This window comes from Pseudomonas sp. S2_H10 (assembly GCF_054668285.1).
Genome location: NZ_CP162754.1, coordinates 671,632 through 692,988 on the forward strand (window position 1 = coordinate 671,632; position 21,357 = coordinate 692,988).

The 21,357-nt window shown below is 60.6% G+C and carries 24 protein-coding genes and 1 pseudogene; 18 read left to right on the plus strand and 7 right to left on the minus strand.

Annotated elements, in window-relative coordinates; all coding sequences use genetic code 11:
• Positions 1–17 precede the first annotated feature (17 nt).
• Positions 18–857: a UTP--glucose-1-phosphate uridylyltransferase GalU gene (gene galU, locus AB4O16_RS02955; RefSeq protein ID WP_007975949.1), complete on the minus strand. Its 840-nt coding sequence runs from the start codon at positions 855–857 to the stop codon at positions 18–20.
• Between the two features lie 288 nt (positions 858–1,145).
• Between galU and AB4O16_RS02960 the strand changes: the two genes are divergently transcribed.
• Both AB4O16_RS02960 and AB4O16_RS02965 read left to right on the plus strand, forming a co-directional pair.
• On the plus strand, positions 1,146–1,334 hold the full coding sequence (locus AB4O16_RS02960; RefSeq protein ID WP_160387535.1) for a hypothetical protein: 189 nt from the start codon (positions 1,146–1,148) through the stop codon (positions 1,332–1,334).
• A 291-nt stretch (positions 1,335–1,625) separates the two neighbouring features.
• The gene (locus AB4O16_RS02965) at positions 1,626–1,907 is read left to right on the plus strand and encodes a hypothetical protein (protein ID WP_160387533.1); all 282 of its coding nucleotides are present in this window, start codon (positions 1,626–1,628) and stop codon (positions 1,905–1,907) included.
• Between the two features lie 11 nt (positions 1,908–1,918).
• On the opposite strand, the gene AB4O16_RS02970 is transcribed toward AB4O16_RS02965, so the two are convergent.
• The gene (locus AB4O16_RS02970; RefSeq protein ID WP_150716824.1) at positions 1,919–2,149 is read right to left on the minus strand and encodes a hypothetical protein; all 231 of its coding nucleotides are present in this window, start codon (positions 2,147–2,149) and stop codon (positions 1,919–1,921) included.
• A 72-nt stretch (positions 2,150–2,221) separates the two neighbouring features.
• Complete coding sequence (locus AB4O16_RS02975) at positions 2,222–2,578, minus strand: hypothetical protein (RefSeq protein ID WP_160387531.1); 357 nt, start codon at positions 2,576–2,578, stop codon at positions 2,222–2,224.
• 202 nt (positions 2,579–2,780) lie between these two features.
• Here AB4O16_RS02975 and AB4O16_RS02980 point away from each other — a divergent pair, with 202 nt between their 5' ends.
• The 5 genes from AB4O16_RS02980 to ada all read left to right on the plus strand — a co-directional run bounded on the left by AB4O16_RS02980 (position 2,781) and on the right by ada (position 5,930).
• Entirely contained in the window at positions 2,781–3,083 is a 303-nt protein-coding gene (locus AB4O16_RS02980; protein ID WP_108217427.1) for a DUF1883 domain-containing protein, read from the plus strand.
• Positions 3,084–3,120: 37 nt separating this feature from the next.
• The gene (locus AB4O16_RS02985; protein WP_008053023.1) at positions 3,121–3,288 is read left to right on the plus strand and encodes a hypothetical protein; all 168 of its coding nucleotides are present in this window, start codon (positions 3,121–3,123) and stop codon (positions 3,286–3,288) included.
• A gap of 116 nt (positions 3,289–3,404) precedes the next feature.
• Positions 3,405–4,109, plus strand: coding sequence for a 2OG-Fe(II) oxygenase (locus AB4O16_RS02990; protein ID WP_160387529.1), 705 nt, complete (start codon positions 3,405–3,407; stop codon positions 4,107–4,109).
• Positions 4,110–4,112: 3 nt separating this feature from the next.
• On the plus strand, positions 4,113–4,778 hold the full coding sequence (gene alkB / locus AB4O16_RS02995; protein WP_460156948.1) for a DNA oxidative demethylase AlkB: 666 nt from the start codon (positions 4,113–4,115) through the stop codon (positions 4,776–4,778).
• A gap of 87 nt (positions 4,779–4,865) precedes the next feature.
• Positions 4,866–5,930 (plus strand): bifunctional DNA-binding transcriptional regulator/O6-methylguanine-DNA methyltransferase Ada, encoded by a 1,065-nt coding sequence (ada, locus tag AB4O16_RS03000; protein WP_460156949.1) that lies wholly within the window; start codon positions 4,866–4,868, stop codon positions 5,928–5,930.
• On the opposite strand, the gene acuI is transcribed toward ada, so the two are convergent.
• Positions 5,931–6,914: an acrylyl-CoA reductase (NADPH) gene (acuI, locus tag AB4O16_RS03005; protein WP_160387524.1), complete on the minus strand. Its 984-nt coding sequence runs from the start codon at positions 6,912–6,914 to the stop codon at positions 5,931–5,933.
• A 179-nt stretch (positions 6,915–7,093) separates the two neighbouring features.
• On the opposite strand from acuI, the gene AB4O16_RS03010 reads away from it, so the two are divergent.
• The 10 genes and pseudogenes from AB4O16_RS03010 (at position 7,094) to AB4O16_RS03055 (ending at position 17,171) form a co-directional block, all read left to right on the plus strand.
• The gene (locus AB4O16_RS03010; RefSeq protein ID WP_460156950.1) at positions 7,094–9,538 is read left to right on the plus strand and encodes an autotransporter; all 2,445 of its coding nucleotides are present in this window, start codon (positions 7,094–7,096) and stop codon (positions 9,536–9,538) included.
• 105 nt (positions 9,539–9,643) lie between these two features.
• On the plus strand, positions 9,644–10,711 hold the full coding sequence (locus tag AB4O16_RS03015) for an NAD(P)H-dependent flavin oxidoreductase (RefSeq protein ID WP_460156951.1): 1,068 nt from the start codon (positions 9,644–9,646) through the stop codon (positions 10,709–10,711).
• A 126-nt stretch (positions 10,712–10,837) separates the two neighbouring features.
• The gene (modA, locus tag AB4O16_RS03020; RefSeq protein ID WP_160387518.1) at positions 10,838–11,605 is read left to right on the plus strand and encodes a molybdate ABC transporter substrate-binding protein; all 768 of its coding nucleotides are present in this window, start codon (positions 10,838–10,840) and stop codon (positions 11,603–11,605) included.
• The gene (gene modB, locus AB4O16_RS03025) at positions 11,606–12,286 is read left to right on the plus strand and encodes a molybdate ABC transporter permease subunit (protein ID WP_160387516.1); all 681 of its coding nucleotides are present in this window, start codon (positions 11,606–11,608) and stop codon (positions 12,284–12,286) included.
• A 3-nt stretch (positions 12,287–12,289) separates the two neighbouring features.
• On the plus strand, positions 12,290–13,369 hold the full coding sequence (gene modC, locus AB4O16_RS03030; protein ID WP_160387513.1) for a molybdenum ABC transporter ATP-binding protein: 1,080 nt from the start codon (positions 12,290–12,292) through the stop codon (positions 13,367–13,369).
• A gap of 67 nt (positions 13,370–13,436) precedes the next feature.
• Positions 13,437–14,432: pseudogene (locus AB4O16_RS03035) on the plus strand (DNA topoisomerase IB); the annotation flags it as partial.
• Positions 14,433–15,600: 1,168 nt separating this feature from the next.
• Positions 15,601–15,822 (plus strand): hypothetical protein, encoded by a 222-nt coding sequence (locus AB4O16_RS03040; RefSeq protein ID WP_160387954.1) that lies wholly within the window; start codon positions 15,601–15,603, stop codon positions 15,820–15,822.
• A gap of 130 nt (positions 15,823–15,952) precedes the next feature.
• On the plus strand, positions 15,953–16,183 hold the full coding sequence (locus AB4O16_RS03045; RefSeq protein WP_007975977.1) for a hypothetical protein: 231 nt from the start codon (positions 15,953–15,955) through the stop codon (positions 16,181–16,183).
• Between the two features lie 204 nt (positions 16,184–16,387).
• Entirely contained in the window at positions 16,388–16,672 is a 285-nt protein-coding gene (locus AB4O16_RS03050) for a hypothetical protein (RefSeq protein WP_160387953.1), read from the plus strand.
• A gap of 73 nt (positions 16,673–16,745) precedes the next feature.
• On the plus strand, positions 16,746–17,171 hold the full coding sequence (locus AB4O16_RS03055) for a hypothetical protein (protein ID WP_460156952.1): 426 nt from the start codon (positions 16,746–16,748) through the stop codon (positions 17,169–17,171).
• Positions 17,172–17,182: 11 nt separating this feature from the next.
• Here the strand turns inward: AB4O16_RS03055 and AB4O16_RS03060 are convergent, their stop codons facing one another.
• Positions 17,183–17,848, minus strand: coding sequence for a TetR/AcrR family transcriptional regulator (locus tag AB4O16_RS03060; RefSeq protein WP_460156953.1), 666 nt, complete (start codon positions 17,846–17,848; stop codon positions 17,183–17,185).
• 178 nt (positions 17,849–18,026) lie between these two features.
• Here AB4O16_RS03060 and AB4O16_RS03065 point away from each other — a divergent pair, with 178 nt between their 5' ends.
• Positions 18,027–18,869 (plus strand): NAD(P)H-binding protein, encoded by an 843-nt coding sequence (locus AB4O16_RS03065; protein ID WP_460156954.1) that lies wholly within the window; start codon positions 18,027–18,029, stop codon positions 18,867–18,869.
• Positions 18,870–18,964: 95 nt separating this feature from the next.
• Here AB4O16_RS03065 and AB4O16_RS03070 read toward each other — a convergent pair whose 3' ends face one another.
• On the minus strand, positions 18,965–19,570 hold the full coding sequence (locus AB4O16_RS03070) for a transglycosylase SLT domain-containing protein (protein ID WP_460156955.1): 606 nt from the start codon (positions 19,568–19,570) through the stop codon (positions 18,965–18,967).
• A 111-nt stretch (positions 19,571–19,681) separates the two neighbouring features.
• Entirely contained in the window at positions 19,682–21,229 is a 1,548-nt protein-coding gene (locus AB4O16_RS03075; protein ID WP_460156956.1) for a phospholipase D family protein, read from the minus strand.
• Positions 21,230–21,357 lie beyond the last annotated feature (128 nt).

The window sequence follows — 21,357 nt, forward strand, 5'->3', positions numbered from 1 at the left end:
AGTCAGGTCACCGGCTATCAGTAAGCCTTACCCGTCTTGTAGAAGTTCTCGAAGCAGAAATTGGTCGCGTCGATGTAGCCTTCGGCGCCACCGCAGTCGAAACGCTTGCCCTTGAACTTGTAGGCAATCACGCAACCGTCCTGCGCCTGTTTCATCAGGGCGTCAGTGATCTGGATCTCGCCGCCTTTGCCTGGCTCGGTTTGTTCGATCAGGCTGAAGATGTCCGGCGTCATGATGTAACGACCGATGATCGCCAGGTTCGACGGGGCATCTTCCGGTTTTGGCTTCTCGACCATGTTGCGCACGCGGTACAGGTCGTCTCCGATCAGGTCGCCGGCAATTACGCCGTACTTGCTGGTTTCTTGCGGGTCGACTTCCATGATCGCGACGATGGTGCAGCGATACTGCTTGTACAGCTTGACCATCTGCTTGAGTACGCCGTCACCTTCCAGGTTGACGCACAGGTCATCCGCCAACACCACGGCGAACGGTTCGTCGCCGATCAGCGGACGACCAGTCAGGATCGCGTGACCCAGACCTTTCATTTCAGTCTGGCGAGTGTAGGAGAACGAGCACTCGTCCAGCAGGCGACGGATGCCGACCAGGTATTTTTCCTTGTCGGTGCCCTTGATCTGGTTTTCCAGCTCGTAGCTGATGTCGAAATGGTCTTCCAGGGCGCGCTTGCCGCGACCGGTGACGATGGAAATTTCGTTCAAGCCGGCATCCAGTGCTTCTTCGACGCCGTACTGGATCAGTGGCTTGTTCACCACCGGCAGCATTTCTTTGGGCATGGCTTTAGTCGCTGGCAGGAAGCGAGTACCGTAACCGGCTGCTGGGAACAAGCATTTCTTGATCATATAAGTCCTTGAAAGGGCTGTGTGTACGAGTTTCGGCGCAGTCTAATCAGGCGGCGTGCACCTTACAATGCCCCGCGCTGGCTAACCGATGTCAACATAGAGAAATATTCTTGCCGATAGTTCCCTGCGTACGTGCGCAGGTCACTTCGCAACCTGTTAGGCATAGCAGAAACCTGCGTAATTGCACGATTTCACAGGCGCGGATCGACCTACCCTACGCCCATCCGCACCCGTTGCGTGCGTTTGCCGGTATCATGGCGCGATTGAACCAGACAACGAGGCAAATAGATGTCGGAAGCAAAAAGCGTCAATGGATTCCTGATCAACAAGGCGAAAGATGGCCAATGGTGGGTGGCCAGTGTCGCCGGTGAAAATATCGCCGGACCTTTCCCGACCGAAGCCCTGGCAATCGAAGTGGCTTCGGTGCTTGAGCTGGAGCACCCGGAACCCAAGCGACGCGGCAAGGACAAGAACTGACCGACGCCCCCCCCCAAAGCCCTGTCATTGCACAGGGCTTTTTTCATGAGTGCGGATTCGATTCGGACACGGTCCTTGTAGGAGCCAGCTTGCTGGCGATGGTCGTCAACGATGACGCGTATAAACCGGACAAACGCGGCGCACTTGAGTCCATCGCCGAAAAGCCGGCTCCTACAGTATTGCGTTATCGGTGTTTCCCGGTGAATGACGAAAAGAAGTGGCCTTTGGCTATAACCTTTTCAATCCGCCGCTGTCTCAGCCTTAGCCCTTCCCACTGACGATGATCAAACCATGAAAAAGATTTTGCCTTTGCTGGCGGTATTGGCCCTGAGCGGCTGCGCAACGTCGGAACAAACCTACCTGGGCAATGGCGAACAGGGCTTGACGATCGATTGCTCGGGAGAGGCGAATTCCTGGGCGGCCTGCTACGAAAAGGCCGATGCCTCCTGTGCTGGGACCGGCTACCGGATTGTCGGCACCGACGGCACCCCCTCGCTCAAGGAGAGTGAAAAGACCCTCGGCGCCGACATTGGCAATTACAAGAACCGCAACGTCGTGGTGGTCTGCAAATAAGGCGCCCGACGCTACAGATGTATTTCGGCGAACTTGATCCCGAGTCCGCGCAGCGTTTCGATCAGCTCGTCGAGCTTGTCGAAGGACTCGACTTCATCATTGTCGTCCACCAGGAAATAGCTGCGCCCGGCGCTTTTCTTGAAAAAAACGATCCACTCGCCGCGGTCCGCCGGATTCTGAATCACATGGGTGGCAGAGATATGTCCCTCTGCATGGCGCTCCCGGACCTGCTCTCGCTTCATAGTCGACTCCAGAAATGACAATGCCGCCAAAGCCAGGCTTTGACGGCATCGGTGCTGTGGGTCGCCAGTTTATCAGCCGGAAATGCACTCGGTAGCGGCTTTCTGTACATCCTTGGGACGCACAGGGACATTGGACATGCTCTCGTGCAGCTTGATGCTGCTGCCACCCGAGCGATCCTCGATGTCGAATACGGCAGACGGCCCCATGGACAACTTGAGCGGAACGATCACGCGCAAGCCGTCCTTGTGCGGCTCGATTTGCAAGGCGCCACGACTGTCGGCCAGTTTTTCGCTGAGGCATTGCGCATACTCATGGGGCTTCTTGCCAGAAATCACGCTCATGGTTGGCAACGACTCATTGATATCAGAGACGTTCGCACAACCGCCGAGCGACACCGCCAGCGAAACAACCCACAAACCCCACTTCATACAAAACCTCCGATAAAGACGCTCGGACAACGCAGATGCGTTTTTTCTCCGAGGCAATCTGCTTTATCGCTCATCAAACGTGAAATTAGCGTTCTTTAATTGTCAAAGTGGCCGGATAATAAGGCCCCCGGGCTGATAAACTGCGCCAATCGCCCAAGCTATCGTTTTGATTTAGTAGAAAAAGCCCTTCTGGAGGCGCCTCATGAAATATATCCATCAGCGCGAGCACCTCAACGAAGACGACATCGTCGTCATTCAATGCTCTCAAATGTGCAACATCCGCTTGATGAACGACGCCAACTTCCGCAGCTTCAAGAATGGCGGCCGTCACACCTATCACGGCGGAGCATTCGACACGTTTCCGGCCCGCATCACGGCCCCGAGCACCGGTTTCTGGAACATCACGATCGACACCGTCAACCGCCGCGCCATCAGCGTGACGCGCAAGCCCACCCTGACTCACTCGATCAAAATCATTCGCCGTTCCAGCACGAAACTCAGCTGATCCGCGAACCCGAAACACACGACAGGCAGATACAACCGTGGCCCAAACGACCAAGTACGTCATCAAATACAAACTCAACGGTGAGCGCCGCTTCGAGTTCGCCCAGCTTGAAAACGGCACCCCGGAAGAAGCCAGGGCGGCGCTGGATGCCATTCACGGCCAGGACGACGTCATCAGCGAAATCAGCGTCAGCAAAGCGCTGTAACGCGATCCGGAGCGACATGGACGTCGACTCCCCCTCGCAGTTCGACCGCAAGCGCCGGAGTGCCTGCTGCATTCATCTGATCCAGACTGGCCACCTCCCCCACAAGAGGCCCGGCAATGAGCGAGCAATATCTGGACAGGCTGGACTGGCCCCGACTGGAACAGCAACTTGATCAGGACGGTTACGCCGTCATCCCGTCACTGTTGAGCCACAAGGCTTGTGAGCAGGTCAGCGCCCTGTACCCCCGGACCGAACCCTTTCGCTCGCATGTGGTGATGGCTCGCCACGGGTTCGGTCGCGGCGAGTACAAGTATTTCAGCTACCCGTTGCCTGACCTGGTGACCCGCTTGCGCAGCGCGCTCTACCCGCGCCTGCTGCCCATCGCCAATCGCTGGCATGAACAGATGGGTGTGCCGGAGCGTTTTCCTGAAACTCACCACGCCTTCCTCGCACGCTGTCATGCCGCTGGTCAGAACCGTCCGACCCCCTTGTTGCTGCAATATGGAGCGCAGGACTACAACTGCCTGCATCAGGATCTGTACGGTGAGCACGTTTTCCCACTGCAGGTGGCGATTTTGCTTTCAGACCCCGAGCAAGATTTCACCGGCGGTGAATTTGTCATGACCGAACAGCGCCCGCGAATGCAGTCGCGCCCGATGGTCATCGTTCTGAACAAAGGTGACGGGCTGATATTTGCCGTCAACCAGCGGCCGGTCAAAGGGACTCGCGGTTTCTACCGCGTGACCCTGCGTCACGGCGTCAGTCGCCTGCACAGCGGCAAACGGCATACTCTTGGAATCATCTTTCACGATGCGTCATGACCCATGAACCCACTGACTTTCGATCTGTTTGCCGATGCCGAGCCCGAGCAGCAGCCGAGACGCGAGCAGATCGGCGAACAATCCTACGTGCTCAGAGGCTTCGCCCTGCCCTGGCTTGAGCGTGTGTTGCCCGCGCTGGAGGCGGTGCTGGCGGCCGCGCCGTTTCGACAGATGGTCACGCCCGGCGGCTTTACCATGTCGGTCGCGCTGAGCAGTTGTGGCACCTTCGGCTGGACCACTGACCGCAGCGGCTATCGCTACACTCGCCACGACCCGCAGACCGGCCAGCCCTGGCCCTTGATGCCCGAGGTGTTTTTCCAATTGGCACAAGCGGCGGCGCAGGCCGCGGGTTTCAGCGACTTTGTGCCAGACTCCTGCCTGATCAACCGCTACATCCCCGGGGCAAAAATGTCCCTGCATCAGGACAAGGACGAGCATTGCTACGCAGCCCCCATCGTTTCGGTTTCGCTGGGCTTGCCGGCGATGTTCCTGTTCGGCGGCTTTGCGCGCAGCGACAAAAGCCAACGCGTTCCCCTGCTGCATGGCGACATCGTGGTCTGGGGCGGCGTGGATCGCCTGCGCTATCACGGCGTGTTGCCGATCAAGGACGGTCATCATCCGAAACTGGGCGAGCAACGCATCAACTTCACGTTTCGCACCGCCGGTTGAAGACTGCGAATTTGACCGCAAGCGCCGGAGTGTGTGGCAATTGCCCCATGGTTATTGTGCAGGCAACTCCTCGAAGGACATGACGCCATGACTCGCCAATCGACCAAGATCACCATCGAAAACGATCCGCGCTGGGCCGCCGTGGTCGCCCGCGACTCCAAGGCTGACGGGCAATTTGTGTATGCCGTGAAAACCACCGGCATCTACTGCAACCCCAGCAGCCTGGCGCGCCTGCCCAAACCACAGAATGTCGAATTTTTCGACAGCGCCGAACAGGCCCAGGCCGCGGGCTATCGCGCGAGCAAGCGTGCGGCGAAAGATCAGAGCGAAGTCGCCGTGCAGCATGCCGCCACCGTGGCCGCTGCCTGCCGCCAGATCGAAAGCGCCGAAACCCTGCCCACCCTGGGCGAACTGGCCGAAGCGGCGGGACTTAGCAGCTTTCACTTTCATCGCGTGTTCAAAGCCGTCACCGGCTTGACGCCCAAGGGCTACGCCGACGCACATCGCTCACGCAAGGTGCGCGAGCGCCTGACGGACGGCGGCTCGGTCACCGATGCCCTGTATGACGCCGGCTTCAACTCCAACAGCCGATTTTATGAAGCGGCAGACCAACTGCTTGGCATGAAACCCGGGGACTACCGTGCCGCCGGTCAAAACAACGACATTCGTTTTGCCGTCGGCCAGTGTTCGCTGGGCGCGATACTGGTGGCGCAAAGTGAGCGCGGGGTCTGTGCGATCCTGCTGGGCGATGACCCGCATCAACTGGTCTGCGATCTGCAAGACAAGTTCCGGCGCGCCAACCTGATAGGTGCCGATCATGAGTTCGAGCAGTTGATTGCCGGGGTCGTCGGCTTCATCGAGGCGCCGTCCATTGGCCTTGACTTGCCGCTGGACGTACGCGGCACGGCGTTTCAGGAGCGTGTCTGGCAAGCCCTGCGCGAGATTCCGGCGGGCAGCACTGCCAGCTACGCCGATGTCGCCCAGCGCATCGGTCAACCAAAAGCCGTTCGCGCCGTGGCCCAAGCCTGCGGCGCGAACAGCCTGGCCGTGGCGATCCCGTGCCATCGCGTGGTGCGCAGCGATGGCAATCTGTCGGGCTATCGCTGGGGAGTCGAGCGCAAACGCCAGTTGCTGGAGCGCGAGTCGCGCTGATCAGCGATTCACATCCACCACCACGCGCCCGCGCAACTGCCCGGCGAGCAAGCGCGGCGCGGCTTCGATGGCTTCGCTCAAGCCGATCTCGTGACTGATCAGTGGCAACAGATTGAAGTCCAGATCCCTGGCCAGGCGATCCCAGGCTTGCACGCGCTTGGCTTTGGGCTGGGTCACGCTGTTGATGCCGGCCAGGGTCACGCCGCGCAAGATGAACGGCGCAACGGAGGCCGGAAAGTCCATGCCCTGGGCCAGGCCGCAGGCCGCGACGGTGCCATTGGCCTTGGTGCTGGCGCAGGCATTGGCCAGGGTGTGACTGCCGACCGAGTCGATGACGGCCGCCCAGCGCTCCTTGGCCAATGGCTTGCCTGGCTCGGACAAGGTGGCGCGGTCGATGATTTCGCCGGCGCCCAGTTGCTTGAGGTAATCGTGCTCCGAGGTCCGGCCGGTGGAGGCAACCACCCGGTAGCCGAGCTTGCTGAGCAACGCAATGGCGAAACTGCCGACGCCGCCGTTGGCGCCGGTTACCAGGACTTCGCCTTGCTCGGGCGTCACACCATTGTGCTCAAGGGCCAGGATGCACAGCATGGCCGTGTAGCCTGCCGTGCCGATGGCCATCGCCTGGGCAGCGGTAAATGCCTTGGGCAGCGGGATCAACCAGTCACCGTTCAAGCGGGCCTTCTGCGCCAGGCCGCCCCAATGACCTTCACCCACACCCCAGCCATTGAGCAGGACCTGATCACCGGTTTTATAGTCCGGATGCCCGCTGGCCTCGACGACCCCGGCCAGGTCGATGCCCGGCACCATCGGGAATTTGCGCACCACCGGGCTGCTGCCGGTGATCGCCAGGCCATCCTTGAAGTTCAGCGTGCTGTAGGCCACACGCACCGTGACATCGCCCTCGGGTAACTGATCGTCCTGGATCTCCTGCAGCGTGGCCCGGTAACCGCTGTCGTCTTTATCGATCAAAATACCTTTGAACATTACGGCCTCTCAATGGAATCAGTCTGGTTGTGGTGCAAATGAAATAACACATGGCAACCGATTGCCGTACCCGACTTTAAGCCAATCCGGAAAACCGCCGGGCGTTTTGATTGACGGCGGCTATGCTTTTTCGCAACCCTGAAATGCCGCAAGAACCTGACTTGTCGATGGAGCTGACAATGCCTCAACTGCGTTTATTCACCGTTTTACTGATGCTCTGCCTGGTTCCGCTCAGCGGTACGCAGGCGGCCCCCGCCCAACCCCCCGCGAATGAAGCACCGGCGGCCCCCAGCTGGCCACAGGTGCTGGCGGCCGGCGATACCAAATTGACCATCTACCAACCACAACTGGACAGCTGGGACGGTTACACCCTGAACGCGCGGGCGGCCGTGGAGGCCACGGGCACCGATGGCAAATCCACCTACGGCATCGTGCAGTTCAGTGCCCACACCCTGGTCGACAAGGCCACGCGCTGGGTGGCGCTCGACCAGTACACCATCACCAAGGCCGACTTCCCCGAGAGCGCGACCAAGGCCGACAGCTGGGTCGCGGCAGTGAAGAAAGACGCCGAGAACCGCACCAAAACCATTTCCCTCGACCAGCTAGAAGCTGCACTCGGCGTCCTCGCCGCCGAGCAGAAGTCCAACAGTGAGCCGCTGGACAATACCGCGCCGACCATCATTTCGTCCGAGGTGCCGGCGCTGCTGGTGTACATCGATGGCGAGCCGGCCTATCGCCCCGTTGATGGCACCGCCCTGCAACGGGTGATCAACACCCGGCCGCTGCTGCTCAAGGACGCACAGGGCAAGCATTACCTGCACGTGTTCGATGGCTGGATGGTGGCGGACAACCTGGGCGGCCAGTATGCGCCGCTGCCCTCGCCGTCCGCCGAGCTGGAAAAGGCCAGGAAAACCGCGATCCAGAGTCGCCAGGTCGACCTGCTGACGGGCCAGAGCGATCCGAAGGACAAGATACCGACCCTGGCCAAGCCGCCGGTTCCGCAGATCTACATCGCCACGGTGCCGACCGAACTGATCGTCACGGACGGCGCGCCCCAGTGGCAGCCGATCCAGAACACCAAACTGCTTTATGTGACCAACACCACCGGGCATATCTTCAAGGAGATCGGTGACCAGGACAGCTACGTGCTGATCTCCGGGCGCTGGTTCCGCGCCAGTGACATGAAAGGCCCCTGGAGCTTTGTCGGCGCGGACAAACTGCCCGCGGACTTCGCCAACATCCCCGACGACAGCCCCAAGGAAAACGTCAAGGCCTCGGTGGCCGGCACGCCGCAAGCCAAGGAGGCCGCCATCGCAGCGACCATTCCGCAGACTTCGGCGATCAACAAAAGCCAGGTAAAAATGAGCAAGCCGCCGATTGACGGCCAGCCACAACTCAAGGCCATCAACGGCACGCCCCTGCAATACGTGATCAACAGCCCGATGCCGATCATCATGGTCGATGCACAAAGCTGGTACGCGGTGGAGAACGGCATCTGGTTCGTCGCGACTTCAGTGCAAGGCCCGTGGACCGTCGCCTCTTCGGTGCCGGCCGTCATTTATTCGATTCCGCCCAGTTCACCGCTGCACTACGTCACTTACGTGAAAGTCTACGAATCCAGCGGCGATACCGTCGTCGTCGGTTATACGCCGGGGTATCAGGGCTCGACGCTGGACCCGGTCAGCGGTGTGGTCGTGTATGGCACCGGTTATCCGTATACCCCGTGGGTGGGCAGCGTCTGGTACGGACCGCCGGTGACCTATGGTTTCGGCGTGGCGATGCGCTACACCCCCTGGACGGGCTGGACGTTCGGCTTCGGTTTCGGCTGGAGCTGGGGCGGCAGTACGGTCGCGATGGGTTGGGGTTGGGGCGCTTATCCGTGGTGGGGCAATTACGGCTGGGGTTATGCCTGGGGGCCGCACCTGTACCCGGCGCCAATGCCTTGGGGTGGCGTTGCCTACGGTTATCACGGCGGCGCCGTTGCCTGGGGCCCCGGTGGCTGGGCCGGCACGACCGGCAACATCTACCGCCAGTGGGGCGACCGGGCTTCGGTCAGCCGCTACGGCAGTGGTTACAACGCCTGGACCGGCAATCGCTGGGCCGGCCAGGTCGGCGCCTCCTACAACTCGCGCACCGGCATCGCCGCGGCAGGCCAGCGCGGCGCGGTTCACAACGTCTATAACGGCAATTATGCCGCTGGCCGCAGCGGTGTGGCCGTCGGTCCCGAGGGCGGCGCCATTGCCGGCCAGCATGTGACTGCCGGCAACGTGCGCACCGGCACCCAGGTCACGGCCAATCGCGGTGCCGTCTACAACCCCAATTCCGGCAACACCACTCAGTATGGCGGTATCCATGATCGCAACGGCGGCGTCGCGCATGTCGGCGACAATGTCTACGCCGGCCATGACGGCAACGTCTACAAGAAAACCGATAGCGGCTGGCAATCGATGGTCCAGGGCGGTGCAACCCGTCTCGATTCGGCCAACACGGCCCAGATCCAGAACCTCAACCGAGAGAACGATGCCCGTTCCTTCGGCAATGATCGCTTCAACAGTTTTCACGACTCGTCCCGCTTCATGAACCACTCCTTCGGGGGTGGCGGTGGTGGCTTCCACCGACGCTGAAAAAAGCCTTGCACGCTGAAATGACGACTGGCCTTGCGCCAGTCGTTGCGTTACAAATCCTGTTCTACCGTCCCTGCCCTGCTTCCACGTCGGAGAACACAGCACATGAACCAATGGCCAGATACCCGCATTCTTGACCTGCTCGGGATCGAACTGCCGATCATTCAGGGGCCGATGGCCGGTGCCACAAACTCGTCCATGGTGATTGCAGCCTGCAATGCCGGCGGCCTGGGCTCGATGCCTGCGGCGATGCTCAGCACCGATCAACTGCGCGAAGAGCTGAAAACCATCCGCCAACACACCCGTGGCCCGATCAACGTCAATTTCTTCTGCCATCAAACGCCTGCCGCCGATGAACAACGCGCGCAGGACTGGAAAAACCTGCTGCAACCCTACTACCAGGAACTCGGCGTCGACTTCGATGCGCCAACACCGGTGTCCAACCGGGCGCCGTTCGATGACGCGGCCTGTGCGGTGGTCGAAGAGTTTCGCCCTGAAGTGGTGAGCTTTCACTTTGGCCTGCCGGAAAAATCCCTGCTCGACCGGGTCAAGGCCACTGGTGCGAAAGTGTTGTCCTCGGCCACCACCGTCGCAGAAGCGGTGTGGCTGGAGCAGCATGGCTGCGATGCGATCATTGCCATGGGCTACGAGGCCGGCGGCCATCGCGGCATGTTTCTCAGCGATGACCTGAGCAGCCAGGTCGGAACGTTTGCCCTGGTGCCACAAGTCGTCGATGCGGTGAAAGTGCCGGTGATTGCCGCTGGCGGCATCGCTGATGCACGAGGTGTCGCCGCCGCCTTCATGCTCGGCGCTTCGGCGGTGCAGGTCGGTACCGCCTACCTGTTCACGCCGGAGGCCAAGGTCAGCCCGTCTCACCACAAAGCCTTGCGCACCGCCAGGGAAAGCGAGACGGCTGTCACCAATCTGTTCACCGGTCGCCCGGCCCGGGGCATCCTCAATCGGCTGATGCGTGAACTGGGGCCGATGAGCGCCAAGGCTCCGGCCTTCCCCCTTGCCGGTGGCGCATTGATGCCTCTGCGGGCCAAGGGAGAAGCGGACTTCAGCAACCTCTGGGCCGGCCAGGCCTTTACCCTGGCCGTCGAACTGAGCACCGAGGCACTGACTCGCCAACTGGCGGAAGAAGGGATGGCGAGACTGCTACGGCGTCCCTGAGGAGCAAACTTGCATTAAAATTGTATACAATTCCACCGCAACACATTCCGTTCAAAGGCAATTCGCTATATATTTAACTACATAACGATTCACCCCTGTCGCAATTGCCTTTAACGGAGCCGTTTCATGACCATTCGTGCCTCACGTTTTGCCCCTACCTGCCTGGCGAGCCTTCTCGCCGTGTTCGCCTTCGGCTCAGCCCAGGCGGACGAAGTCCAGGTGGCTGTCGCCGCCAACTTCACCGCGCCGATCCAGGCGATTGCAGCGGACTTCGAAAAGGACACCGGGCATAAACTGGTGACCGCCTTTGGCGCCACCGGCCAGTTCTACACCCAGATCAAGAACGGCGCGCCGTTCGAAGTGTTCCTCTCGGCAGACGACAGCACCCCGAAAAAACTTGAGGCCGAAGGCGACACCGTCAAGGGTTCGCGCTTCACCTACGCCGTCGGCACCCTGGCGCTGTGGTCGGCCAAGGAAGGCTACGTCGATGCCAAGGGCGACGTGCTGAAGAAGAACGAATACCAGCACCTCTCCATCGCTAACCCGAAAGCTGCGCCTTATGGCCTGGCGGCAACCCAGGTGTTGGCCAAGGAAGGTCTGACCGACAAGGTCAAGGACAAGATCGTTGAAGGCCAGAACATCACCCAGGCCTATCAGTTCGTCTCCACCGGCAACGCCGAGCTGGGTTTTGTCGCGCTGTCGCAGATCTACAAGGACGGCAAGATCACCAGTGGCTCGGCCTGGATCGTTCCCGCCAGCCTGCACGACCCGATCAAACAGGACGCGGTGATTCTCAACAAGGGCAAGGACAACCCGGCCGCCAAGGCATTGGTTGACTACCTCAAGGGCCCGAAAGCGGCCGCTGTCATCAAGTCCTACGGTTACGAAATCTAAATGTCGCTATCGAGTGCCGATTTTTCCGCCATCTGGCTGACCCTGAAACTGGCGTCCCTGACGACCGTCATCCTGCTGATTGTCGGCACTCCGATTGCGTTATGGCTGTCGCGCACCCGCTCCTGGTTGCGCGGCCCGGTCGGGGCGATAGTCGCCCTGCCCCTGGTGCTGCCACCGACGGTGATTGGTTTTTATCTGTTACTGGCGCTCGGCCCTCACGGGTTCGTTGGCCAGTTCACCCAGTCACTCGGCCTTGGCACCCTCACTTTCAGTTTCGCGGGGCTGGTGATCGGTTCGGTGTTGTATTCGATGCCGTTTGTGGTGCAGCCGCTGCAAAACGCTTTTTCCGCGATCGGCACGCGCCCGCTCGAAGTGGCCGCAACCTTGCGGGCCAATCCCTGGGACACGTTCTTCAGCGTCACGCTGCCCCTCGCCCGCCCAGGTTTCATTACCGCCGCCATACTCGGATTCGCCCACACCGTCGGCGAGTTCGGGGTGGTGCTGATGATCGGCGGCAACATTCCCGAGAAGACCCGCGTGGTCTCTGTGCAGATCTACGATCACGTCGAAGCCATGGAGTACGCCCAGGCCCATTGGCTGGCCGGGGCGATGCTGGTGTTCTCGTTTGTCGTCCTGCTGGCGCTGTATTCCAGCCGTAAAACCAAAGCGGGCTGGAGCTGATCGATGATTCAAATGCGCCTGAAACTGGACTACCCGGGCTTCGCCCTGGACGTCGACCTGCAACTGCCGGGCCGTGGCGTCACCGCGCTTTACGGTCATTCCGGCTCGGGCAAGACCACTTGCCTGCGCTGCATCGCCGGCCTGGAACGAGCCGATCATGGCTTTATCCAGGTCAACGATGAAGTCTGGCAAGACAGCGACAACAAGGTGTTCGTCGCGCCACACAAACGCGCACTGGGCTACGTGTTCCAGGAAGCCAGCCTGTTTCCTCATCTGTCGGTGCTGGCCAACCTGGAGTTCGGCTTCAAGCGCATCCCCAAGCCGCAGCGCCGGGTCGACATGGCCCACGCCACCGAGTTGCTGGGCATCAGCCATTTGCTCGACCGGCACCCGCAACACCTCTCGGGCGGCGAGCGACAGCGCGTCGGCATGGCCCGCGCACTGCTCACCAGCCCGAAACTGTTGTTGATGGACGAGCCACTGGCCGCGCTGGATGCCCAGCGCAAAAGTGAAATCCTGCCCTACCTGCAACGCCTGCACGACGAGCTCGATATCCCGGTGCTGTACGTCAGCCATTCCCAGGATGAAGTCGCGCGGCTGGCCGACCATATCGTCTTGCTCAGCAGCGGCAAGGCACTGGCCAGCGGCCCGATCGGCCAGACCCTGGCGCGCCTCGACTTGCCGCTGGCGATGGGCGATGACGCCGGCGTGGTGATCGAAGGCCGCGTCAGCGCCTATGACGCCGACTATCAATTGCTGAGCCTGCAACTGCCCGACACTGCCCTGAACATTCGTGTGCCGCATACGCCCATGGAGGCTGGCCAGGCACTGCGCTGCAAGGTTCAGGCGCGGGATGTGAGCCTGAGCCTGCACAGCACTGAACAGAGCAGCATTCTCAATCGCCTGCCAGTCACCGTGGTCAGTGAAATGAACGCCGACAACGCCGCCCATGTGCTGATTCGCCTGGACGCCGCCGGCACGCCGCTGCTGGCGCGGATCACGCGTTATTCGCGCGATCAGCTCAACGTCCACCCGGGCCAGCAACTCTGGGCGCAAATCAAGGCGGTCGCGGTGCTCGCGTAAATCCGCGGGCACGACTGCCAAGGGCCGCGGTCAATGGCTGTAACGACCATCGCCCGGGACAATCGCCATGCCCGATGTTCTGCCTCCTGACCTGCATTATGTCGATGATACTCAGCCGGGCATCAGCCGCAGGACACTGCGCGGCAGATTCGCCTACTTCGACCCGGCGGGTCAGCGCATCACCGACCCCGACGAGATCAAGCGCCTCAACGCACTCGCGGTGCCGCCCGCCTATACCCAGGTGTGGATCTGCGCCGATCCACGTGGGCACCTGCAGGCCACTGGCCGGGATGCCAGGGGGCGCAAACAATATCGCTATCACCCGCGCTGGCGAGAGGTGCGCGACGCCGACAAATACCTGCGCCTGCGTGAGTTCGGCCTGATTTTGCCGAAACTGCGCCAACGACTGGAGGCGGTACTGGCGGCTCCGGGATTCAGTCGCGACAAAGTCATGGCCACGGTCATCACCCTGCTCGACTCGACGTTGATCCGTATCGGCAACAGCCAATATGCCCGGGACAACCGCTCCTACGGCCTGACAACCTTGCGCAGCCGCCATGTGGAGATCAACGGCAGTGCCATCCAGTTCCAGTTCCGCGGCAAAAGTGGCGTCGAACACCAGATCACCGTGAAAGACCGGCGACTCGCGCGAATCATCAAACGCTGCCAGGACATACCCGGGCAGAACCTGTTTCAGTATCTGGATGAAAACGGTGACCGCCACACTGTCAGTTCATCCGACATCAATGGTTATTTGCAGACGCTCACCGGCGCAGAGTTCACGGCCAAGGATTACCGCACCTGGGCCGGCAGCGTTCTGGCCCTGGCGACATTGCGCAAGCTGCAGTGGGAGCCTGAGACGGACGCCAGACGGCACCTGGTGGAAATGGTCAAGAACGTTGCCAGGCAGTTGGGCAACACCCCGGCGGTGTGCCGCAAGTGCTACATCCACCCGGCGGTGCTCGATGGCTTCCTGCTGGGCGACCTGGCTCAACTGCCAAGGACCAGAGCGCGCAAGGGACTGTCGGCCGAAGAGGTCGGGCTGGCGATCTTCCTCGAGAGGACTTCCGCAGCAATGGTCGTCAACGATAACGCGGATAACCAGGATAAAACGCGGCGCACCCGAGCCCATCGCCGGCAAGCCGGCTCCCACAGGGATTGCGTGTTTCGACCGGTACGCGGTCCCTTGTAGGAGCCGGCTTGCCAGCGATGGTCGTCAACGATAACGCGTGTAACCAGGACAAAACGCGGCGCACCCGAGCCCATCGCCGGCAAGCCGGCTCCCACAGGGATTGCGTGTTTCGACCGGTACGCGGTCCCTTGTAGGAGCCGGCTTGCCAGCGATGGTCGTCAACGATAACGCGTGTAACCAGGACAAAACGCGGCGCACCCGAGTCCATCGCCGGCAAGCCGGCTCCCACAGGTATTGCGTGTTTCGACCGGTACGCGGTCCCTTGTAGGAGCAGGCTTGCTGGCGATGGTCGTCAACGATAACGCGTGTAACCAGGACAAAACGCGGCGCACCCGAGCCCATCGCCGGCAAGCCGGCTCCCACAGGTATTGCGTGTTTCGACAGGTACGCGGTTCCTTGTAGGAGCCGGCTTGCTGGCGATGGTCGTCAACGATAACGCCTGTAACCAGGACAAAACGCGGCGCACCCGAGCCCATCGCCGGCAAGCCGGCTCCCACAGGTATTGCGTGTTTCGACCGGTACGCGGTTCCTTGGAGCCGGCTTGCTGGCGATGGTCGTCAACGATAACGCGTGTAACCAGGATAAAACGCGGCGCACCCGAGCCCATCGCCGGCAAGCCGGCTCCCACAGGTATTGCGTGTTTCGACAGGTACGCGGTTCCTTGTAGGAGCCGGCTTGCTGGCGATGGTCGTCAACGATAACGCCTGTAACCAGGACAAAACGCGGCGCACCCGAGCCCATCGCCGGCAAGCCGGCTCCCACAGGTATTGCGTGTTTCGACCGGTACGCGGTTCCTTGGAGCCGGCTTGCTGGCGATGGTCGTCAACGATAACGCGTGTAACCAGGATAAAACGCGGCGCACCCGAGCCCATCGCCGGCAAGCCGGCTCCCACAGGGATTGCGTTATCGGTGAGTCCCGGGATTGACGCGGTCCCACAGGGATTGTGTGTTTCCCGGGAATGCCTGCGGAGCCTTTTTTTTGCACGATCAGCAATGACTTCTATAGTTGAACTGAACACGAATCCGCTGCGGAGACGCCATGGAAGACATTTTCGTCGTGAAGCGTTGCAACAAGATCATCATCCATGGCCGTCGCGAGGGTGAAAGTGACCACCTGCCACCGGATGCCGCGGTCTGGTATCGCATTTCCGATACCCGCACCGAAGGGTACATCGGAGACGGCTTCGACACTGAAGAAGACGCCCAGCGAGTTTGCGAACAGTTGAACGCCAAATCACAAGTGACAGCCCGACAAAGTTGACGGGATGCCAGCATTTTTTAACGGGTCTATACTGGAAAGGCTGAAGGATCAGCGACCCCAACGGCAGAAAGCTCGCTCCTGGCGGGCTTTTTGCTGCCACAACCAGGTTTCTTGAACGGAGGTGTCTCCCATGTCCGAAAAAGAGTCCATCACCACCCTGCTCACCTTGCTGGATTCCCGTCAGGCCCGCCTGGCAGCAGCCTGCAAGGAAATCGCCGACTGGGTCGATCATCAAGGCGGACACCCCACCGCCCTCAGAATTCGTGATCGCCTGAACGACATCGAGAAGGACACACCGCTGATCCGACACACGCTGTCGTCTCTGCAACCTGTCGACCGGCCTCTACCCCGGTTCAGATGATCCGCCACGGACTTGCAGTGCGAGGATATGCCTGATCGGCCGCATGAGCGGTGACGTCGACGTCTCCGTGTGCGCTCCTGCCTGAGTGACTTTCACCTGTTTGCACGACCCGGCCCGGTGCCGGGATTTTTTGTTGCCCAAAACCAATCGAACGTCACCGCTCGCGTGGGGTCAACCGCTCACACGTCGCGAGGAGACGTTCCAATGGTCACTCATTACAAAGTCAGCGGGCACCTGGCCTGCGGTCACAACGGCAACAACCTGGTATCAACCCGCGAACTCAATCGCGTGAAATGCAGAAGCTGCCGAAACACCGACGCCTACAAAGAGGCTCGCAAGGCCGAACGCAACGCCACCCGTCGCGCAGCACGCAAGGCCAAAGCCGTGCATACCGCCATCAACTGGCGTTCAGCCTGGACCGAGCGACTGACCGCGATGGCCGGTTTGCAACGCCTGCCTCGCGGGTTTGCCGGCCAACCCTTCGTCTAGCATCAGGCTGAAAGAGATTTTCGTAATCCATGGGCCCTTGTCTTGCGCGAGGGCTCGAACGGAGCGGAAAACCATGAACGCAAAAGCCTTCATCGTCATTGCCTGCTTGAGCCCGGCCTGGGCATTTGCACAGGGCTGCGACGTTGTCACCCGCTCCCAGAGCGACTCGGTCCCGGCGATCGACACCCATTCCTGTTATGAGTACCAGGGCATGCCCGGGGATTCGATCAACTGGTCCTGCAGCAACGAAAGCAAGGACATGCTCAGCACCAGCAAAAACAATGTCGGACAGTGCGCCGATCACTATCGGGCCACTTGCCTTGGCACCTTGACGCAAGAAGCCCTGGCCAACCCACGGTCCATCAGCAAAGACAAAAACAGCAAATCGATCAACATCCCCGACAACGCCCAAATCATCACTTACTACTACGATACCGAACACCTGGCTCAAGCCAGGATCGATTGTGAAACCGGCGGTGGTCGCTGGAACGCCAGATAGCGGCCGGGTCTTTACTGCGGACCGGGGTCCTTGCGCACCGGCTGCATGATCTCGCGCAGGGACATACGCTTGAACGCCTCGACCAGTGCTCGCCCTTCCTCTGGCGTACAGGTGACTGCCAGGCGCATGGTCGCCTCCCCCAGGTGCCAGATCAAAAACGCCGACTCCTCAACCTGTCGCTCATCGAGGTCGGGATACACGCGAAACATCGCCCGGGCCAGCAACGCCCCCGCCACCCGGCTCTCGCCCAATTCCAACTGCAACAACTGCTTGTCGGCCTGCATGGCCGACCAGATGTCACGCATCACCGGAGTCGCCATGACGATCTCGTAATACAGATCGAGCAACTGCGAATAGGCCGCCTGCAAGCCTTGGGCGTCCTCGACAGCCTCCATCGCCTCAGCGATGCAACGACGGCTCTCGGCGTTGTAGCGTTCGGCCAGGGTATGGATGACGGAACTCTTGTCGGGAAAATACTGATAAAGGGAACCGATCGAGATCTCTGAGCGCTCGGCGATTTCACTCATCTTCAGTTGATCGCTGCCCTTGTCCGCAATCAATCGAGTCGCCGCTGCCAGAATCCGCTCCTGGCGTTCGCGACTGCGCTGTTGCGTGGGGTTGCGTCGAACAGCGACTGCAGCAGGCTGCTCGGAGGCTTCAGGGGTCTTTTTGCGCACGAGTGAGTTCCCGGTCAATAACGTGACATGTACTCACCTTAGCATCGCCAATTCCCATACCCAACAACAGATGCCCGCACGTCGGGCCGTTCGATCTGATGGCTTGACGGAAAAACATGAGGATCTATCATCTTTTAAACGTGAGCATCACTCACATTAACCGTTGGAGATGAACGCCATGCAAACCGCTCAACCCATCACACTGGTCCTTGGCGCCACCGGCAAGACCGGACGGCGAATCACCCAACGACTGGAAGCGGCCGGCCTGCCCGTTCGCCACGGTTCCCGCGATGCGAATCCCCCCTTCGACTGGCAGGATCGATCAACCTGGGATGCCGTCATGCAGGATGTGCATGCCGTCTACATTTCCTTCCAGCCCGATCTCGCCGTGCCCGGCGCCCTTGAAACCATCCAGGCGTTCACCGACCTGGCGGTGAAAAACGGAGTCCGCAAACTGGTGCTGTTATCCGGTCGCGGCGAAATCGAAGCGCAGCAGGCTGAGCAAGTAGTACAGGACAGCGGGATCGACTGGACGATTCTGCGGGCCAGCTGGTTTTGCCAGAACTTCAGCGAGGCGCACTTTCTCGAGCCCATCGTGCAAGGCGAACTCGCACTCCCCGTCGGTGATGTCGCCGAGCCCTTTGTCGATGCAGAGGACATCGCCGAGTGTGCCGTCGCGGCCCTGACCCATCCCGGACACACCCGCCAGCTCTATGAGTTGACCGGCCCCCGTGCACTGACCTTTACCCAAGCCGTGACCGAGATCGCCCGTGCGACACACCGCACTATCGAGTTCGTGGCCGTGCCCGCGGATGCCTATCGACAGGCACTGGAACAGGAACACCTTCCCCCGGAGCTGATCGATCTGGTGCTGTACCTTTTCACCACGGTGCTCGACGGCCGCAACACAGTCGTGACCGATGGCGTCCAGCGGGCATTGGGACGGCCGGCGCGCGACTTCAGCGACTACGTACAGCGCACCGCGGCTACGGGCACCTGGGAAAATGAGCGTGCGACGTAACGCATTGGCGGGAACAGGCTTCGTCAGCCAGGGTCTCTGCGTATCGAACTACGGCGCCTTAATTGGCAGGAGCCAGATCAGGGAGACCCGGCGCGCTAGAACCACCCACCGCGATCATCTTCCAGTGCCTGGCGACACTGCTTGAGTTGGGCGTTGTAAATCTCCGACTGCTTCTGCACTTTCTGGGCAACCTGCATCAGCCACGGTTTGGCGCGATAGGAACTACGGCTATAGCCCCCACGCCCCTCGTGATACGCCAGGTACTGATTGTAGGTATCCCACTTGGAGATTCCGAGCTGACGCTGGGTGCCCGTGGTGTACCACCCGATAAACATGATCGCGTCGTCGAAACTGTCACGCGCCCCCCCGTTGCCGGTATCGCCCTTGTATTCGCCCCACACCGGATCCTGCGCCTGCGCATAACCGTACGCGGAGCTGACTCGCCCCCAGGGGATCACCCAGAGCAGGTAGTCACGTGGCGGCAAAGCGTCAGCCACGAAACTGCTTTCCTGCTTCATGATCGCCATGGCCACGTGCAGTGGTGTCCCGAATTCACTCTGCATCTTGAGCGACTCCTCGTACCAGTCGGGATACTCAAGGTAAATACTGCAGAGGTTGCCTTGATCTTTGGGTGGCGCAGTCGTGCAACCTGTCAAAAACGCAAACAACAAAGCCAACAGCAAAACCTGTCCCTGTTTCATTCATCACTCTCAAAAGTAAGGGCACCAGTGCCCTCCGCTGACGGCAAGAAGCCTGAGTCATGCAAGTGCATGCAAACACCTCAGAAGACTTCCAGCTTGATCGCGTCACCCTCAGAGCATTTTCTCCAGGCCGATCTTGTCGCTGAGCCAGGCCTTGAAGCTGCGCCATTTGCCACCGGGCTCCTTGCGCAAGACGTGCTGGCGACCGTCGTCCTCGGTGAACCAGACGACCTCGCCGTTTTCCAGCCGGGCCTGGTAACTCATGGCCGGCGCCATGCCCTCAAGCGCCAGTTGGCGCACGTAACCGGCCAGTTCGGGACTGTCGACCAGCACCCCGACTTCAGTGTTCCAGAACACTGAACGCGGGTCGAAATTGAACGAACCGATGAACACTTTCTGTTTGTCCAGGATCATGGCCTTGGTGTGCAGGCTGGAGTCCGAGCCACCACTCAAGCCAAACGAAGAGCTACGACCGGGGTCGTCCGGCTGGCGCCGAAGCTCATAGAGTTTCACGCCATGTTCGAGCAGCTCCTTGCGATACGGTGCATAGCCACCATGCACCGCCGGCACATCGGTCGCTTCCAGTGAGTTGGTCAGCAGGCGCACATCAACGCCGGCATCGGCACGCCCCAGCAGATAATCCATGCCCGGCTTTTGCGGGACGAAATAGGCCGAGATCATGATCAACTCGTTATTGACGCCATCGAGTTCAGGCCGCAGTTGCGTGGCCATCAATAACGCCCGTGCCGGTTCGCCGTCCGCCAGGACCTTGCTCGGAGCGTCCCACATTGCCTTGTTATGGGCCCAGATCAGCTGATTGCGCCAGGTCGCCAATTGCGGGTGAGTCCGGTAGGTCATGAGATGGTTGTACAACGCCGTGTTCTCGATACGTGAGGCCTCGAGCGACTGTTCCAGGCGCTGACGGCTCTCGAGCAAATCCTGTGCTGTCGGCTTGTTCAGCAGGAAGTCGCTGATCGACTGGCTCAAGGCGCTGTTCCAGTACTGATCGAAGCTGTGCCCCAACTGCTCGGCGACCGGGCCGATGCACAGCAGGTCCATGTCGGTGAAGTTGAGATCGGGCTTGGCGTCGAAATATTCATCCCCCAGGTTGCGTCCACCGACGATCGCTGCACTGTTGTCGGCCAGCCAGAGTTTGTTGTGCATGCGTCGGTGTTGTTGGGAAAGATCAAGCAGACGGCCCATGGTCCGGGTGACCACGGTGCTGCGCCCCAGATGCAAAGGGTTGAAGACGCGGATATGGATGTTCCTGTGCACCGCCAGGGTCGCGATGACCTGTTCCTGGCCGTCGCTGGCCGTGTCATCGAGCAAGATGCGGATCCGTACGCCGCGATCGGCTGCCAGCAGCAATTCACGCACCAGCGCCCGGGTGCTCAGGCCGTTATGCACGATGTAGTACTGCAGATCGACGGTTTTCTGTGCGTTGCGGATCAACTCGGCGCGCGCCTTGAAGGCTTCACTGCTGTTGGGCAGCAAGCGAAACCCCGAGCGCCCTTCATGCGCGGCGGCCTGAACCTGGATCGAGCGCCCGAAAGCCGATTCGCTGGCGGGTATCGCCTCGCTGATTTCGTGGGGCAAGCGCGGGGTGGCGCAGCCGACCAGCAGCAGCGCGAGCAACATGGTGCAGAGGAACCGGGACATGGGCTGGTCCTCAAGCTCGACGGGTGTAGTGTTGAACTCGGCATACTGGCGGCCGAGAACATGCAGCCCCCGGTAATCTGCACGACTTAATCCAGTAAAGCCCGTTTCCGGCAGCCTGTCGAAATTTC

Bases quoted from the DNA above. Each gene is read 5' to 3' on its own strand.
- galU (WP_007975949.1), bottom strand. From the start codon at position 857: ATGATCAAGAAATGCTTGTTCCCAGCAGCCGGTTACGGTACTCGCTTC.
- AB4O16_RS02960 (WP_160387535.1), top strand. From the start codon at position 1,146: ATGTCGGAAGCAAAAAGCGTCAATGGATTCCTGATCAACAAGGCGAAA.
- AB4O16_RS02965 (WP_160387533.1), top strand. From the start codon at position 1,626: ATGAAAAAGATTTTGCCTTTGCTGGCGGTATTGGCCCTGAGCGGCTGC.
- AB4O16_RS02970 (WP_150716824.1), bottom strand. From the start codon at position 2,149: ATGAAGCGAGAGCAGGTCCGGGAGCGCCATGCAGAGGGACATATCTCT.
- AB4O16_RS02975 (WP_160387531.1), bottom strand. From the start codon at position 2,578: ATGAAGTGGGGTTTGTGGGTTGTTTCGCTGGCGGTGTCGCTCGGCGGT.
- AB4O16_RS02980 (WP_108217427.1), top strand. From the start codon at position 2,781: ATGAAATATATCCATCAGCGCGAGCACCTCAACGAAGACGACATCGTC.
- AB4O16_RS02990 (WP_160387529.1), top strand. From the start codon at position 3,405: ATGAGCGAGCAATATCTGGACAGGCTGGACTGGCCCCGACTGGAACAG.
- alkB (WP_460156948.1), top strand. From the start codon at position 4,113: ATGAACCCACTGACTTTCGATCTGTTTGCCGATGCCGAGCCCGAGCAG.
- ada (WP_460156949.1), top strand. From the start codon at position 4,866: ATGACTCGCCAATCGACCAAGATCACCATCGAAAACGATCCGCGCTGG.
- acuI (WP_160387524.1), bottom strand. From the start codon at position 6,914: ATGTTCAAAGGTATTTTGATCGATAAAGACGACAGCGGTTACCGGGCC.
- AB4O16_RS03010 (WP_460156950.1), top strand. From the start codon at position 7,094: ATGCCTCAACTGCGTTTATTCACCGTTTTACTGATGCTCTGCCTGGTT.
- AB4O16_RS03015 (WP_460156951.1), top strand. From the start codon at position 9,644: ATGAACCAATGGCCAGATACCCGCATTCTTGACCTGCTCGGGATCGAA.
- modA (WP_160387518.1), top strand. From the start codon at position 10,838: ATGACCATTCGTGCCTCACGTTTTGCCCCTACCTGCCTGGCGAGCCTT.
- modB (WP_160387516.1), top strand. From the start codon at position 11,606: ATGTCGCTATCGAGTGCCGATTTTTCCGCCATCTGGCTGACCCTGAAA.
- modC (WP_160387513.1), top strand. From the start codon at position 12,290: ATGATTCAAATGCGCCTGAAACTGGACTACCCGGGCTTCGCCCTGGAC.
- AB4O16_RS03040 (WP_160387954.1), top strand. From the start codon at position 15,601: ATGGAAGACATTTTCGTCGTGAAGCGTTGCAACAAGATCATCATCCAT.
- AB4O16_RS03045 (WP_007975977.1), top strand. From the start codon at position 15,953: ATGTCCGAAAAAGAGTCCATCACCACCCTGCTCACCTTGCTGGATTCC.
- AB4O16_RS03050 (WP_160387953.1), top strand. From the start codon at position 16,388: ATGGTCACTCATTACAAAGTCAGCGGGCACCTGGCCTGCGGTCACAAC.
- AB4O16_RS03055 (WP_460156952.1), top strand. From the start codon at position 16,746: ATGAACGCAAAAGCCTTCATCGTCATTGCCTGCTTGAGCCCGGCCTGG.
- AB4O16_RS03065 (WP_460156954.1), top strand. From the start codon at position 18,027: ATGCAAACCGCTCAACCCATCACACTGGTCCTTGGCGCCACCGGCAAG.
- AB4O16_RS03070 (WP_460156955.1), bottom strand. From the start codon at position 19,570: ATGAAACAGGGACAGGTTTTGCTGTTGGCTTTGTTGTTTGCGTTTTTG.
- AB4O16_RS03075 (WP_460156956.1), bottom strand. From the start codon at position 21,229: ATGTCCCGGTTCCTCTGCACCATGTTGCTCGCGCTGCTGCTGGTCGGC.